This is a genomic window from Paenibacillus phytorum (assembly GCF_013141715.1).
GTDB classification, from domain to species: Bacteria; Bacillota; Bacilli; order Paenibacillales; family NBRC-103111; genus Paenibacillus_E; species Paenibacillus_E phytorum.
In genome coordinates, this window is record NZ_WHOA01000099.1 from 158,535 (window position 1) to 174,700 (window position 16,166).

Below are 16,166 nucleotides of genomic sequence, written 5' to 3' on the forward strand. Positions count from 1 at the left end.
ATATCATATTCAATTATTTGACAAAAGTCCATAACAAATACACAGCACTAAAACACAAAAAAACGACCGCTACATTCGCGGCCATTCAACATTTTCCACAACTTCAACCCTTCTCGAATTCGGCAGGATAGCTAGCTCCAAAGGGTGCATCCGGTCTTGCAAATTGTCCCATTAAATAACGACGTGTCGAAGTTGTGCGGTCTAAGAACTCTTGATTATTCTCGAAACGATCTGAGCATCGAACCCAAGGCGGACTATAAATATAGTGCATCGTATATCGGTCGTAATCACCATCATGAGCGAAAGTCCGATGCCAGACGGCATTATGAAAAAATAGTACCGATCCCGCCGGTGCACAGATGACATGACCGATCGGAACATCATCCTTAGCAGTTCTAATCGCACCCGGAAGCTGCACTTGGCTTCTATGGCTGCCTGGGATCATCTCCATATTCCCCGTTCTAGGAATGGATTGGTCCGTCAATAAGAAAGAAGCTCGAAGCTGAATCAGCGGAATCGGATATCCGAGTTTACTAAATTCATAAGCCCCTGACCCATCCTGATGCCAACCCCCCACTCCGCCGAAAGCTGGCTGTTTGGTACACCATGCTGACTGTAAAATGAAGCGATCTCCGTAAAGCGCCCTAACTTTAGGCAATACAGCGGGATGATCAATCAATCGCTCCAAAGCGGATTCCGTTTCATAGCCTTTTCCCACCTGTGCCCAACCTTTTGCGCCCTCTGACTCGTGTAAGCGGATGGATGCTTCCAGGCATTCCTTCACCTCATCTTCGGAGAGTACGTTAGGAATAATCAGATAGCCCCATGATTCAAACATAAACTGATCGAGCTCCGTAAATTCTCCTAGATTAGAAATAGGATTCATAGTAAAGCTCCTCCTTTTTTAAACAAATGATTATTTCTTAACCCATAGTTCTCTAGTGGATTCTCCTAACACTAAGGTCGATTTTACGATCACTTTAGTGGACTCTGTCACACTCTCCTGGCTATTCAGTAGTTTAAGCAGAAGTTCAGCCGATTTAGCACCAATTTCCTGCTCATGCTGGTCTATATGAGTGAATGTAGGGTTTCCATCTAGCTCGGATGAGGGATTATCGTACATTATAATAGAGAGGTCGCTCGGTACATTCATTCCCAGTTTTTTAACCATACTAGCTATATTCAAGCCCAACTTCAAATTCAATGTAATGAACGCGGTTGCTGTGCGATATTTGAGATAATGATATAACGGGTGCTTTTCAGTTGGGATCGTATCCGTCACTTGAAAATCTGTCACAATTAAAGCTGGGTTAATCATCGAACCTTTTTGTTTCAGTGCTTCCATATAGCCGCGAATCCGTTCGTCGACTGTCACCGTGCTGATCGGAATATCGGAGCAAATAGCGATGTCCCGATGTCCTAACTCCCACAGATGGTTAACCGCCAACTGAGCGCTCATCCAATTATCCGAACAGACACAATGGGTATCAAAGCCTGGCAAGTAGCGATCAATGAGCACGAAAGGAAATTTCCGCAGTTTCAGTACCAAGATTTCTTCGTTGTACGTTTCCGCATCAATCGGAAAAATAATAAGTCCGACGGCCCCATTCTTAATCAGTTCCTGAATGGCTTCCTTCTCCCGCTCCTTGTTATTGTGAGTTAGCACAATCGACACATAATAATCGGTGTTCTCTAACACGGAATTGATTCCTTTTAAAAGTCGAATAGCAAAGAAATCCTCAAGTAAGGGTAGAACGAAGCCGATCATTTTGCGGGAGGAAGCACGCTCATCATGCTCTTTCACATCCGTAGCGTCAAGCTGAATGTTCTCTAGGCTCTCAGCTACTTCCGAGCGGGACTCTGGACTAACGAAGCTTCCTCTCCCTGGAATCCGGTAAATCCATCCGTCTTTCGCCAGCTGCGTAAGCGCATTTGAAACCGTCATCCGACTGACTCCGAATTGCTCCATCAACTGCTTTTCCGTTGGAAATTTGTCATTTTCCTCCATAGCGCCTAATTGGATCAACTGTTTAAAATGCTCTTGGATCTGCAAGTATAGCGGTTGTCGTTCATCCGTCCTGGCTGATACCCGCATTCTGCTCATATATCTCCCCCTCAGAAGGGCTTTGTGTGACACATCGCCATGCTTCTTCCATATCCCGAATTAAATCGTCCGGATCCTCGGAACCTATATAGAGTCGAACAAGCGAACCTGTTTGCTGATCATTGTTATTTAAGGCATTTACGTTGATTAAACTTTCGAATCCACCCCAGCTGGCTCCAATCCGGAAATACTGAAGACGGTCCGCCCAAGCCCTTAATTTGGCAACCGACTCAAGGGATTCGAACGAAAATAAACTGCTGTACCCTGACATTTGCGTACGAGCCAGCTCATACTGAGGATGGTTTGTTAACCCCGGATGGTTTACTTTCCTCACATAATTTTGCCTGCCTAAATATTCGGCGACCTTCAGCCCACTCGTTTCATGACGCTGCATCCGCATTGGCAGTGTGCGAAGCCCCCGCGTAACCAAACCCGCTGTCTGTGGCGTCATGATGCCGCCGAACAACATATATTCCGTCGACATCAGTGGGTCCATTAATCTATGGGAGCCAACCACAACGCCCCCCACGCAATCGCTATGCCCGGAAATGTACTTCGTGATCGAATGGACGACGAGGCTAACCCCCTTCGTGAGCGGATTTTGATGACAAGGCGTCGCCCACGAATTATCGAGAATCGTTTCTGCTCCTATACTTTGTGCCAACGCCGCACAACTTCGTATATCTTGGAGCTGGAACATCATACTAGTCGGACTCTCCAAATACAGCAATTTGGTATTCGGTCGAACCGCACGTTTCCAGTTTTCCAATGAGCTGCCATCGACAAAGGTCGTTTCGATTCCAAACTTTTGCAAGTAGACGCCTAGAAATTCTCGTGTCGGTCCGTACGCCTGATGAGTGCAAATGACGTGATCACCTTGCTTGATTATAGACATAATCGCTGCCGAAATCGCCGCCATTCCGGACGCAAAGCACTTGGCTCTTTCCCCTTGCTCTAACTGGGCGAGCTTGTCCTCCAGGTACCTCACTGTAGGATTATTGCCTCTGGAATACACGAAGTTTTCTTGCTCATCGAGTCTTGCCAAGTTGAATTGCTCGTACTTATCGAACGAAAATAAACTCGTCTGATAAATGGGAACACTGATGGCGCCATGATGACGATCATCGTGCGCATCATGCGCCACAATAGAATAAAGCTTCTCCTTTGCGCTCACTACCCTTTCACCGCCCCTTGGGTTAATCCTTCTACAATAAATCGCTGTGCTAGGGCAAACAAAAGTATCGTCGGGAGTACAGACAGCACAGTTCCGGCGGACATAGAACCCCAATCCACATTAAATTTAAGGATAAAAGAATTCATCGCTACCGGCAGTGTCTTTAACGATTCGTTATCGATAAACATGACGGCCAAGAAAAGCTCGTTCCAGTTCTGAACGAAAGCAAAGATGAACATCGAGGAAATGCCTGGCATCATGATCGGGATAATGACTCGCATGAGGGCAGACAGCTGGGAACAGCCGTCGATCATCGCTGCTTCCTCCAGATTGGCAGGAATTCGCTGGAAAAAGCCTCGCAGCATAATCGTGGAGAACGGGATCAAGATGACCGTATACATGAGGATCAATGAGATTCGCTGATTAAGCAGATGCAAGTTTGACATCATCATGTAAAGCGGAGCCAGAGCAATGAAGCCTGGGAGCATCTGAGTTACGAAGAAAGCGAGCATGATTTGCTTGTGGCCGCGAAACCGAAATCGAGCGAGTACATAAGCACTGCATATGGCGATCACGATTACGATCAGAGCAGAAGAAATTGAAACGAGAAGGCTGTTGGCAATATATACGTTAAACTTAGATACTTTGAAGATGTTGACGTAATTTTGAAGTGTGAATTGCTCTGGCCAGTAATGGACGGGATAACTGAATATTTCCTTTTGCGGCTTTAACGAGGTGATGACGATCCAGTATAATGGAAACACCATAATGACTAAGTACACGAAAAGAAAGGCAACTTTTATGATCCGATACCCGTAATTTCGTTTCATTTAGAAGTCACCTACTTTCTCCGACCTAGTAACCATCAAATAAAACAAAGTGTACAAAAACAACATGACGATCATAATGACCCCGATTGCTGATGCAGCCCCATAATCGCCGTCATAAATAATTTTATTGAGCATCAAAGAGGACAAAATGTGTGTCGCCCCTCCCGGTCCGCCATTCGTCATACCGTAAATGAGCGTAGGATCGTTGAAGATCCATATGACCCGCAGCAGCGTTGTGGCGATGATGGTCGGCATGATGTACGGAATCGTCACATAAAGCAGCTTTCGATAACCGTTCGCTCCGTCGATACTCGCTGCTTCGTACAGCTCCGAAGGTATAGATTGCAGTGCAGCCAGCAGCATAATGGTAAAAAAGGCTATCCCGTACCATACGTTGGCGACGATAACGGATGACATCGCCCATTTGGGATCCGACAAGAACCCGATGCGATCTTCAATAATACCAAGACGCAATAAGAGATCGTTGATGACGCCGATTTGTGAGTTAAACAGCCACTTCCAAATAAGGCCGATCAGAAATCCCGATAATGCCCATGGATAAAAAATAAAGGCTTGGTACAATCCTCGTCCCCAGAATTTCTTGTTCAAAAACAGCGCCAGGATAAACCCTAATAGAAATTGCAAAATTAAGGAGAAAAACACCCAGTAGGCACTGTTTTTCAGTGCTGCAAGAAATTGATGGTCTCGAAACGCATCAACGAAGTTTTGTATACCGACAAAATGCACCTGTTTCAGATTGAACAGCTTGTAATTTTGAAAAGCCATCACCACTCCCTTGAAGAAGGGATAGTATGTAAAAATCAATACAAGCAGCAGTGCGGGCAGCAAGCTGGAGAGAATGAATTTTTGCCGAGAACTCACATGAACACCCCCCGGTAAGAAAAAAGCGGCAAGCGATGACCGCCCGCCGCTTCCAACTACTTCCTTTATTTTTTCATTCCCGCTTTCTGATCTAACCAAAATTTATCCCATTCCTTAAGGGTATCGTCAGTCGATTTCTTATCGAGTAAATAAGATTGCTGCCCTTTCATGCTCAGCTCTCCCCAGCTTCCGTTGCCAGGATATTTAAACGGCGGTGTAAAGTTGACGAAAACATCTGCTTTTGCAGTCATATCTAGCAGTGTCTTGTAAGGACCTGTTTGGAAGAACGTATCGGCAGTCGCCGAAGTATGAATCGGTATCGTGCCAATTTGCTTAGAAAATTCCGTATTTTCTTTCGGGCTCGAGAGATAAGAAATTAATTTCCAAGCTTCGTTCTTACTTTTGGAATTCGCTGTTACGCCCCATCCTGCAGCTCCTGTACTGACCAGTGATTTGCCGTTAGGACCGAGTGGCATCGCTGCCGTTTCTAATGTTTTGGGGTCCATTTTATCCTGAAGCACCTTGATAACGTCTGGATCCTGGAGTAAAATGCCGGTTACCCCAGATGTAAAAGCTTGAACCTGATCCTGGAATCCCCAGTTGATCGAGTCCGGCGGCGATGCCTCTTTATAAAGCTTCTTATACAGCTCCAATGCCTGCTTAGCTTCAGGTGTGCTGTACACCGTCTTACCGTCCTTCGTAAACGGTGCATCGTCGAGATTCATCACTTTATCGTTATAATCATAAATCATATGGTCAAAGTTGCCGTTAGCTCCCGGACCTCCGCGGAACGAGAAACCGTACCGATTTTGTTTCGGATCGGTAAGCTTTTTGGCAGAATCGACCAGCTCTTCCCATGTCTTCGGTGCACTAAGCCCCTTGGCGTCGAACCAATCTTTCCGGTAAAAAACTTGTCTTTGATATAGAGCGTTCGCGATAAAATAGAGTTTGCCATTATTCGAGCCAACAACTTTGGATGTACCGGAGAGAGTTTTACTATCCGCCCAACTCGATGCGTAGGTATCCAATGGTTCCAAATAACCATTATTCACATACTCGGCAATGTTCAGATCCCGTACCTCGAGAATATCGAGTTCCTGCTTAGCGGCTAGCATTGTTCTGATTTTATTGTCCGCTTGATCAAATGGCGGTGATATGAGCTCCACTTTAATATTCGGATTGTCTTTTTGAAACCGAGCTATGGCATCTTGAAGCAGTTTGGTGCGTTCCGGACTCGTTAAACTTTCAATCATATGAAGCGTTACTTGCTTGGCTGGAGGCTCAGTGCTCTTCACGCTCTCACTGGGCGCTGCCGTATTTCCGCTTGGAGTTGCCGTATTCTCGGAGCTTCCACTCCCACTACACCCTGCTAAGGAACTCAATAACATAACGCCTGCAAACAAAGTTGTCCATCCTTTGACCACAGCTGCCCCCATATCTAACGCCCTCCTCAATTTAGTCATATTCAACTATATTGTCTTAATTAAATAGATATGTCTTAATGCTGCCGCTTTGTTTAATAAATAAAAAAACGCTAATGACACTTATATGTCATCAGCGTTTTATTTTCTTTTATTTTATACCCCTTCAATAGCAACATGGTTTTGTTTATGCTCAACGACAAGAGCAGCTCGCATGAGCTCTCTCATGACATCGGATTGCAGTTGCGGATTTAAATAGAGGGTTTTGATGTACAGCTGACCTTTTTCACTCGATGTGTATTTGGGAGGTATACGATTTAAAACTAGAGCAAGAATATCCTCTTTGCAATGTTGACAACCGCATTTGATATCATAGCTTTTTTGAAACTCTTCATACAAATTGCTAACGATTGCTTCTACTGCATTAACTAATCCCATACTTGATCAGACTCCTCTATACCAGCATTTATCTCACGTTCCTATTCAATCATGAATATGTTTAGTAAGTGTTAGGCTGACATAAATGGAACCCTTATTGCACTTCATCTTTTCTCAAAATAAAAAAATAAGAGAGTCTTATAAGGAACTCCCTCGTTTTGCTGATATTATACGGTTTCCGTGCTGTTTAAGAATGCTTTCAAACGCTCTAACTGAAGAAGATGATGGCGATAATGCATCTCAATGAGTGCAAACCATTCTTTCGCGTTAAGTGCGCCTAATCTTGGATGCAACGAGGTACATCTCGGAGATATGCCCTCAAGCAAAGGCTCGATTTCTTTCATTTTTTGGAGCACGGCATGCATGCCATCGATGATCTGCTGCTTACTAGCTGGCTGCTCGGGCGTATATTGAGGAGATGCTGGAACCCTAATACGTTCAGGTGGAAAACCGCCTAGCGCAAAGACTGCTGCTCCCGCTTCCGTTTTTTCTCCAACAGGATCGACTGCATCTGCACTCTGACTTCGACATTTCTCAATATTGCCAATCTGCATGTAGAGAGCTGTTTTGATGAGATGGAGGTACAATTGTCCAAGCGACCATTCATTCTCATTTGACTGAAGTTTCAGTTGCTCTATGCTCAGAGGATTTAATTCATCTAAGTATTGGTGGGTAAGTTCCTCAATTCGTTTCAAAGTTTCGGCTGTTTTCATCATATTATTAGCTCCTCTCGAATCTTGTACCTTAAGTATACATAACGCTACTGACAGCTGTATGTCAGTAGCGTTTATGCGTTTAAGAATTTCGTATGAGATAAAGCCCTTGCGGAATGACGAGCCAGAAACCCGATATAGGCATTATTATTGCCCCTATGATAGACAAAATGAGTATATGCCAGCCTACAAAGCGAGGTATCGCAAGGCCTTTCTCTTTGGTAATCCAACGCATCATTCGTCCAATAATCCACAACAAAACACCAAAAAATAAAAACCAGATAGCTGTCATCCTGTCGAAAGACTGATCAACGGAATTCCACACACCCGCTTTCACCATCTCGCTGAGCGGTTTCCAACATAATATCAAACCGACAGCATTATGAATATAAGAAGTCCACTCCATCATCCATCCGCTGTGCTTCTGTATGGCCATGCCGCACCTCCTTAGAGTTCCGTTGTAGTAAAACTATCTAACGTAGACATAGCTTTAATCCTCAACAGGAATCTGTTTCAAATGATTACTTTCGTTCTCTTGTTTCATGGAATCATCTTCTTCCAACCGGACAATAGCCGCATCAAGCAGAGATTTGACTCCTAATAAGGCTTCTTTTTCCGCTTGACGAAAATGTGCTCTTGCTGCCTCTGGAACGAGTCTTGCCACAGCGATGTTTTTAATATCCTCGAAGAGGAGCGCAATGTTTTCTAAATCCTGTAGGTTTGTACGGATGCTCATGAACCATCTCCTCCTTCCAATTTACGCTTCTTCGTTCAGACCGAAATGTATGGTCAGTATGCCGTCCGCAAGACGTGCCGCTTCCACCCTTCGCCCCAGCAAGACCCTCGGCAGTGCAACGATCCGTCGATAGCTGCCAACCTGCAGTGTCAATTCATCGCCTTTTTGATTTAATTGGAGTTGTTTCTTTTCGGTAAAAGGCAGCGAGATGCGGAGTTCATATCCTGCTTCTGTTTTCTTCACTTCCTCTATAATTCCTCTGTGTAGAATTGCTCCGCATTCCCGTTCGTGGAAAGCCGCTGCTGCTACGCGCTCAAGCATCTCCTTACCAACAACCTCAAGAGGCATTAGAGGTACTTTCAAGATCGGCAGAGGACTAAAGCATTGGACAATTTCTTCTTCGTACTTGTTTTGAATTTGTTTCCACTGCGCGAAGTACCCTTCAGATGCTTCCTCGGAAAGCACTTTATTAACAATGACCGCATCGGTGTGAAACCCGTATAAGTTGAGGTTTGTAAAGGCTCTTCGCGCTTCGGAAATAACCATTTTCTCCGGATTAACAACAAGGCGAATACTAGTAATTTCGGGATCGGCGATTACCTGCTGCAGCTTTTCCAATTGATCGACAACTTGACTGAAGCTGTCCATGACATCGTCGTTGGGCAGTTCCAAACCCTTGGTCACTTTCAAAATCGGGCGTGCTACCTTGAGAATTTTACGCTCGAAAGGAAATATATTTCTCACCCACCAACGAAGTAGCTGGGGATAGCTAAGCAAGCGAAGTGTTTCTCCAGTCGGTGCACAATCCACAATGATTGCATCATACAGTCCACTTTCGGCATGCTCTTTAATTCTCAGGAGACTAAATAATTCTTCAAACCCTGGAAACACCATCAGCTCTTCAGATCCGATATCATCCAGGTTGGCCCACTGCATAAAGTTCGAGAACCAATTGCGAACACTCCCCCAATACCGCTGTGTTTCCCTTAAGCTATCGATTTCTTGCGCCCACAATCGCTCTTGAATTAATATGGGTTCATGCTGCAGCGGAATACCGAGCGAATCCGATAAGCTGTGGGCAGCATCCGTACTTATAACGATTGTTCGCTTACCTTCGGCTGCCATTCGGTAAGCTGTTGCTGCGGCGATACTGGTTTTTCCCACTCCGCCTTTACCTGTGTAAATAATAATGCGCAAGCTTAGCACCTCCATTAGTACGATTTCGTACTAATTGCATAAAAAAATTAATCGATTTCAATCGTTCTCGTCTGCGTCGATTTCGAAGGTCCGGCAGACTCTGCGTTTTGTTGTAAAGCTTTAGCCACTTTCAACGACAGATGAATAAATTGCTGAAGCTCCTCAGCTGTCAAGGCATTTTCAATACGCCCAAACATGACATTCATCGTACCTAGAGCCTCTTCGGCTATCAGTTCCCCATCTTCCGTCAATCGATTAACAATAATTCGCTGGTCTTGCTGCGATTTCTCTCTATAGATGTAGCCTTTTCGAACAAGCCGCTTGGCAATACTGGTCACTGTGCTAAGAGGCGCACCCAAGTGATCTGCCATTTGGGACATTGTCAGCTGCCCATGAAATTTCAGCAACAACAATGTTGAAAAATCAGAACTCGTGAGCTGCAGTTCCAGGTAGGTCGTATCAGGAAACATACTAAGTGGACGAAGTCCATTTTTGAAAATAAGCTCAAACAGCTGCTGCATGAACATTCCTTTCTTCTTACAATAAACTACGATATCGTAATTAATTCCTATCGTTAAATTACTACGTAATCGTAGTAATGTCAACTGTTCTTGTTAAAATTATTTTTGATCAATTGGAACCTTCATTGCGTTACACATAGAACAAATACATTGAACAGATCAAAAAAGCAGATCGCCATGGCGTCCTGCTCGTTGGTGTGTTTTCGAAAATACGTTTTATAACAATGGGGAAAATAGGCGTGCTGTCTGCTCGATTATGCGCTGAGGATAGGAACGCTGTAGCAATTCTTCCATTTGCAATGGTACGGAATCAAGTAGATCACGCTCGAATTGCTCAGTGAGTTCGCGTCCCACATCGGCACTGTATAAGAGTTCAATGACCTCGAAATTTAAACGAAAACTTCGCATATCGTAATTCGCCGAACCTACGCCAGCCATTTCTTCATCAATGATCATTACCTTTGCGTGAAGAATGTCTTTCTCATACATATAAATTTGAACTCCTGCTTCAATCAATTCACCATAATATGTACGGCTCGCAGGTCCCACGATTTTGGGAGTAACATGACGTGGAACCAGCAATCGTACACGCACACCGCGTGCCACGGCTGTCTTCAACGCCATAATGATATCTGATTCGGGCACAAAGTAAGGCGTGGTAATATCTATGGACTTAGTCGCTTGTGTCAGACAAATGAAGTAAGCCTGCCGGATGACTTCAGTAGGAATTCCAGGATTACTCTCTAACGTTTGCATGTATGCATAGTGCAGCGACTCTGTGCCAGAAACGGGATCAACGCCCGCATCCAATTCCGCACCCCATTCTTCCGACCATCCGGAAAGTGAAACTTTGGCAGTTGGAATGATTTGCTTTGACCTATTTCTTATACCCTGTTTAGCCTTTTGCGGAATCTTTTCCTTCGAAGCAATATGCCAATGGACATCGAATATTTTCCGCAGATCATTTGCAACTTCTCCGACTAATCGCATATGAGTATCACGCCAAAAGCCTACGTCCGGCTTTAATCCTGTATACTCATCCCCTACATTGATACCTCCTGTGAAAGCTTCGATTCCATCGATGACGACAATCTTACAATGATCCCGATAAGTCAAAGTGGGTATCCAAGGAAAACTCAATGGAAATATCGTCCGGCAATCAATTCCGGCATCCATCATCCGATTGATCACATGTTTTGGAAATTGTTTACTCCCCCATCCGTCTCTAATGAAACGGATCTTCACCCCTGCTTCGGCTCGTTCAATCAGGATATCCGTAATTCGTTTGCCAATCTGGTCATCCCGATATGTGTAATACTCCACTTCCACGGTGCTTTGCGCATTCTGTAGGGATGCGATAAGTTTATAATAGGTTTCTATGCCGTTCGTAAGCAATTGAACTCGGCCACTCCTAAGTCCATGCACCGTCAGCTGACTTACAGATTGAGCGATGATGGAGGAAGCAGGACTGAACGAATCAGGCAATGGATCTGACACATTGTTCGGAGAAGTGAGTCTCTCTTTACGAAAATGAATTGGGTTGGCAATGATGCGATATATGACGAATCCAAGAACAGGAAATATCAGACCTATAGCTAGCCAGTTCAAAGCTTTTTCCGGACGACGTACTTCACGGATCGCTACGATTAACATAAAGATTGTATTCAAAACATAAAGTCCAATAAACCCCATGAAATAGCCCCCCAAAGTTATATTCAAGCCACAACATATAGTAATAAACATCCAAAAACTTTCACAACAAAGCTTTTTCTTATGATTCACAAAGGCAACGAATTGCATACTAACTATTGGAAAGTAGTTTTACTGAAGAATAAAAAACCGCTCATTTCCTGTTTAAGGAATTAAGCGGTATCCGTATCAAAATCTTTGTTTTCTAGCTTTTCTAAGAAAGTTAATCAACAATAATAACAATAACTGTATGATTCCGAAAATAATTGCTTCTAGAACTACCAACAACTCTAGGGTTTGATCAAATGGTTTAAAGAAGGTTTCTGTTTTTGGGATATACATATTTACCAGTAAAATAGAAACTACGCATGATAAAATGAAAACTATTATTAGGTGTTTATAATTTCTAATAAATATGAATGGAACTACTATAGCTATGAAATAGAAATATGTAATTTTATAATAATAATCATAATACATGGCTCCAAATATCAACGGCGAACAACACAAGCATGCTAAAGTCTGTAGTAACTTTTTGTTCATGGACACATTCTTTCCTTGCTCTAATATTCAACCACAGCTATTGCATCAATCTGAACCATAAAACCCATATTTGCCGGCCCTATTGTACGAGCTGGATATGGTTTTGAGAAGTATTCTTTGTAAATCAAATTAAATTCATCGAAGCTTGCTCCTTCTCCAAGGAAGACAGTTACTTTAACAACATCTTTCAAAGCTGCGCCTGATGCTTCTAAAATTGCTTTGAGGTTTTCTAATGCCCTTCTCGCTTGTTCTTCCAAAGTATTTCCTACTACCCTACCAGTTTCAGGATCAAAAGGTCCTTGTCCAGCTACATATACCGTATTACCTACTTTAATTGCCTGCGAATAGGGCATTCCCTCTGGGTTTTGTGCCTTCTCTGTAAAAATAACTTCTTTCATCGTAAACCTCCAGTTTCATAATTCAGACCAAGGATCTTTTCTCATGTGATTCGCCGCGGAGCGCATTGTTGAAAGATTTTGGGTACAGCTGCCATCTTCTCGATTTAACCCAAACATTTATGGTTTAGTAGCTCTCCTTATGTATTTATATTCTCTAAAACCTATATTTCCATTAAAGATATGTTCTTTGACCTTTTGTTGAAGCTCGTTACTCATTGTTGGCGTTGTATAATCTGGGTTACCGGGTGTATCCGTTAAAAACTTAGCGAATTCCCTCTCGTTGGGAAAATAATAGATAGCGTTCTGAAATTCTTCTATCTCAATATTTATAAATCCATTAAAGAGTAATCGTTCCTTTACTTTCTCAAGCGCACCAGAATGAATACCGAATATCGTACCTCCGCTTTTTAGGATTCTGCTATGATTTAATATTGAAGTTGGGCCTCTTCGATTGTAGATCAAATTAAATTGATCATTATTAAAAGGCAGTTCCAGTTCCCCCTTGGTAGAACAATAAACAAATTTAACGTTATCGCAGAGAGCTTCCTCTAAACTTGATTTAGCAATGTTTATCATTTCTAATGAGTTATCAAAACCAGTAATAGCCGCTCCAATTCTCCCCATCTTCCTAGTAAATTCCCCATGACCGCAGCCTGCATCTAAGACAGAATTAAACATTGGCAGCATGCTTGTTAATCTCTGTTCAAAAATCTCTTCAGCTGAAATTCCTTCAATTGTATAAATGGCAGTGCTTTTATACCCACCATTTTTTCTGGCGATCATGTCATACCACTCAATCCCCAAACATTTACCTCCATCCTCAAGACTGAATAATTACTTTAATCATTTAGCCACCCGTTGATTAATTCGATAAATTCCAAAAATTTCCTGCATCTTCTCGTAATTTGTGCTTAATTAACACACTACGCTCTTACTGTAGGAATGTGGATGGAATTAAAACCATAGCAAAACATTCATACAACTTTAATCTCCCCGGGCGGCGTGCAACCAACTGCTTGGTTTGATAGATATTGCGAACTCAGTGCTATTTGCCATATAACAGCCAGCATATGTATCTCTCAATGAATTGATTGTGAGACCTACGTCACAAACACTATAAAACAATAAGCCAGCATGAGCGCCACAAAATAGCAGCTCATGCCGGCTTACCTAATGTTAATAATTTCCGTTTGGTCAGGCCTTGGTTTGGTCGTTACGGGTGGACCGAATCAAAGTAACTATTGATTTTCATAATACTTGACTAATTCAATAACCATAGCCCCCATCCGTTCGCTTTCAGGTACAATGACGTGGTCCAACCCTTCTGCTCTCAAAGCTTCTTCCGTTACTTTGCCGACCGCTACTGCTTTTACTTGTGTCTTGAACGATTCTCGAACTGTATCCACGATCCCTTGACGTTTAGCATATTCAAACAGATATCGCACCTGTACCGCGGTAGTAAAACAAACAGCGTCTATCGATTTCGTTGAAAACTCATGACACAACGTCTCCAAAGTGGATGATTCCGGTTCTACATGTCGATATGGCAGCAGTTGAATAACATTCGCCCCTCGATTCTCTAAGAATTGGATCAAATCAGGCTGAGGTTCACCATGTAACTGGACAACTACTTTTTTGCCCGAGAAATCGCAAAGGTCCATACTTCGAATTAAACCTTGAGTCGTTCCATCCTCATCGACAATTTCAGGTTTTATGTCCAATTTCTTAAGCAAAGCATACGTTTTATATCCGCGTGCCGCTACGTTCGCTTCTTTCATTTTTTGAATCAGAGTTGTATGAATTTCTAACCGTTCCGCAGCACCCAGCAGCGTATCTGTTCCAGTACCTGTTGTAAGAACAAACCAATCAATCTTGTTATTCACGCAAAATAATAATTCTTGTTCGATTGCTGACTCATCAAAATATATAAGGCCCTGCAAAGGACGAATGACAGGGATACCTCCCTGCTTCTCAATTAGTAGGCTCATTTCCTCTGTTTTTCTAGAGCCTGCGATTACAATTTTCTTGTTGTTAAGCTTTTTCATTTTCTATGAATCCCCCTCTGAATGCCGTCCCTATTATTGTAATTGTTTTCATGAAATTTTAAAATGACCACGCTTCGCATTGTGTAGCGAAGGCGTGGCCATTTTTACCCGATCGAATAACGAATATACGCTACCAAGGCTAACAATCCTGCAGCAATTGAAATCACATAAAAAGATGTAAGTCGAACCCATTTTACCTCTGTTTTTTGGAAATAGGTTTGATCGCCTTCACGATTCTTGCGAGAAAAACCAACCATAAAGGTAACTACTAAACCAAATAATAGTATGATTGAAAATATCCCGAAATAGATATACATATTCATATAATAACCACCTTTTCTTTGTAAAATTGGTCCTTCGGTGAAAATTATATAGGAAATTGATCTGAATTTCATCAACCACTTTGGTTCTTTTTATACCATCCAATTTCTCAAAATATCATCATAGCTTGAACGAAACTAGTTGTAAACCAAAAGATCACAAAAAGCCGCAGTCTAAAAAGACCGCGGCTTAATAGCCATGTTTATGCTCGTTTTATGACTTCAACCCGCTCACAAGAACTTCAATCGCCTCACTTAGTGGTGTAACCGGACGACCAAGAAGTGTCTGAAGATCGTTACTTTCTATATCTAGCACGCCATCTCTAATTGCGCTTTGGATGGCAACAAGAATAGGAGCGACTTGCTCAGGAACCCCTGCACCAACTATGATTTTAGCGTAAGTCTCATCGTCAACATGCTGAATAGGAACTTCACGATCTAGTACCTTAGACAGAACCGCTGCAAGGTCATCATGCGTGATCGGTGTGCCAGATAGCTCATAAACGGTATTCTCATGTCCTTTACCTGCAAGCACATTTGCTGCCGCTTGTGCATAATCGCCGCGAGAAGCCCAACCTACTTTACCAGCTCCTGCCGAGGTTACGAGCGGTGCACCCGCCAAAACGCCTTGTATCGTTCCAATCTCGTTCTCAATGTACCAGTTATTTCGCAAGAATGAGTATGGAATTCCCGTTTTACGAATCGCTTCCTCTGTCGCACGATGCACTGGCACGAGAAAGAGAGAGCTTTCCTCTGCGTTTGTGACACTAGTATACGCGATGAAACCAACCCCAGCGCGCTCAGCCGCGGATACAGCAGCTAAATGTTGACGAATTCGAGTTTCGTTATCCCCTTGCGTCGACACGATAAGCAAGCGGTCAACACCAGCGAAAGCTTTATCAAGAGATGCTGGAACATCAAAATCACCATGGCGAACTTCAACACCCCGAGAACGTAAATCGGTTGCTTTCTCCGTATCTCTTACGCTAACAGCTAATCTTTCAGCTGGTACGAATGCAAGTAAAGCCTCCACCACTTTTGATCCCAATTGTCCCGTAGCACCAGTCACTAGAATTTTCATTTGTAAATACCTCCATCAGATTATTTAATAATGAGTTAGAATCACCACAGTTATAACCATATTGGTTACAACTA

18 protein-coding genes are annotated in these 16,166 nt (G+C 43.0%); all 18 read right to left on the reverse strand.

Annotation, left to right across the window (positions count from 1 at the left end; all coding sequences use genetic code 11):
* Positions 1-103 precede the first annotated feature (103 nt).
* On the reverse strand, positions 104-886 hold the full coding sequence (locus GC098_RS15800; protein ID WP_171644087.1) for a phytanoyl-CoA dioxygenase family protein: 783 nt from the start codon (positions 884-886) through the stop codon (positions 104-106).
* A 30-nt stretch (positions 887-916) separates the two neighbouring features.
* Positions 917-2,104: a GntR family transcriptional regulator gene (locus GC098_RS15805; protein ID WP_246358627.1), complete on the reverse strand. Its 1,188-nt coding sequence runs from the start codon at positions 2,102-2,104 to the stop codon at positions 917-919.
* The gene (locus GC098_RS15810; RefSeq protein WP_171644088.1) at positions 2,070-3,278 is read right to left on the reverse strand and encodes a trans-sulfuration enzyme family protein; all 1,209 of its coding nucleotides are present in this window, start codon (positions 3,276-3,278) and stop codon (positions 2,070-2,072) included. Before GC098_RS15810 ends, GC098_RS15805 begins: the two co-directional genes overlap by 35 nt.
* Entirely contained in the window at positions 3,278-4,108 is an 831-nt protein-coding gene (locus tag GC098_RS15815; protein ID WP_171644089.1) for a carbohydrate ABC transporter permease, read from the reverse strand. The genes GC098_RS15810 and GC098_RS15815 overlap by 1 nt, the downstream gene beginning before the upstream one ends.
* Complete coding sequence (locus GC098_RS15820; protein ID WP_171644090.1) at positions 4,109-4,990, reverse strand: carbohydrate ABC transporter permease; 882 nt, start codon at positions 4,988-4,990, stop codon at positions 4,109-4,111.
* Positions 4,991-5,055: 65 nt separating this feature from the next.
* Entirely contained in the window at positions 5,056-6,426 is a 1,371-nt protein-coding gene (locus GC098_RS15825) for an ABC transporter substrate-binding protein (RefSeq protein WP_171644091.1), read from the reverse strand.
* Between the two features lie 141 nt (positions 6,427-6,567).
* On the reverse strand, positions 6,568-6,849 hold the full coding sequence (locus GC098_RS15830; protein WP_171644092.1) for a late competence development ComFB family protein: 282 nt from the start codon (positions 6,847-6,849) through the stop codon (positions 6,568-6,570).
* A gap of 167 nt (positions 6,850-7,016) precedes the next feature.
* Positions 7,017-7,562, reverse strand: a complete 546-nt coding sequence (locus tag GC098_RS15835) for a DinB family protein (protein ID WP_171644141.1) — start codon at positions 7,560-7,562, stop codon at positions 7,017-7,019.
* An 82-nt stretch (positions 7,563-7,644) separates the two neighbouring features.
* Complete coding sequence (locus GC098_RS15840; RefSeq protein WP_171644093.1) at positions 7,645-7,998, reverse strand: DUF6463 family protein; 354 nt, start codon at positions 7,996-7,998, stop codon at positions 7,645-7,647.
* Between the two features lie 54 nt (positions 7,999-8,052).
* Positions 8,053-8,298 (reverse strand): hypothetical protein, encoded by a 246-nt coding sequence (locus GC098_RS15845; RefSeq protein ID WP_171644094.1) that lies wholly within the window; start codon positions 8,296-8,298, stop codon positions 8,053-8,055.
* 21 nt (positions 8,299-8,319) lie between these two features.
* The gene (locus GC098_RS15850) at positions 8,320-9,495 is read right to left on the reverse strand and encodes an ArsA family ATPase (protein ID WP_171644095.1); all 1,176 of its coding nucleotides are present in this window, start codon (positions 9,493-9,495) and stop codon (positions 8,320-8,322) included.
* 47 nt (positions 9,496-9,542) lie between these two features.
* On the reverse strand, positions 9,543-10,100 hold the full coding sequence (locus tag GC098_RS15855; RefSeq protein WP_246358628.1) for a MarR family winged helix-turn-helix transcriptional regulator: 558 nt from the start codon (positions 10,098-10,100) through the stop codon (positions 9,543-9,545).
* Between the two features lie 132 nt (positions 10,101-10,232).
* The gene (locus GC098_RS15860) at positions 10,233-11,708 is read right to left on the reverse strand and encodes a phospholipase D-like domain-containing protein (RefSeq protein ID WP_171644096.1); all 1,476 of its coding nucleotides are present in this window, start codon (positions 11,706-11,708) and stop codon (positions 10,233-10,235) included.
* Positions 11,709-12,268: 560 nt separating this feature from the next.
* On the reverse strand, positions 12,269-12,646 hold the full coding sequence (locus GC098_RS15865) for a Rid family detoxifying hydrolase (protein WP_171644097.1): 378 nt from the start codon (positions 12,644-12,646) through the stop codon (positions 12,269-12,271).
* Positions 12,647-12,763: 117 nt separating this feature from the next.
* Positions 12,764-13,450, reverse strand: a complete 687-nt coding sequence (locus GC098_RS15870; protein ID WP_171644098.1) for a class I SAM-dependent methyltransferase — start codon at positions 13,448-13,450, stop codon at positions 12,764-12,766.
* A gap of 434 nt (positions 13,451-13,884) precedes the next feature.
* Positions 13,885-14,691: a uroporphyrinogen-III synthase gene (locus GC098_RS15875; protein ID WP_171644099.1), complete on the reverse strand. Its 807-nt coding sequence runs from the start codon at positions 14,689-14,691 to the stop codon at positions 13,885-13,887.
* A gap of 104 nt (positions 14,692-14,795) precedes the next feature.
* The gene (locus tag GC098_RS15880) at positions 14,796-15,014 is read right to left on the reverse strand and encodes a hypothetical protein (RefSeq protein WP_171644100.1); all 219 of its coding nucleotides are present in this window, start codon (positions 15,012-15,014) and stop codon (positions 14,796-14,798) included.
* Positions 15,015-15,225: 211 nt separating this feature from the next.
* Entirely contained in the window at positions 15,226-16,092 is an 867-nt protein-coding gene (locus GC098_RS15885; protein ID WP_171644101.1) for an SDR family oxidoreductase, read from the reverse strand.
* Between the last annotated feature and the right edge of the window lie 74 nt (positions 16,093-16,166).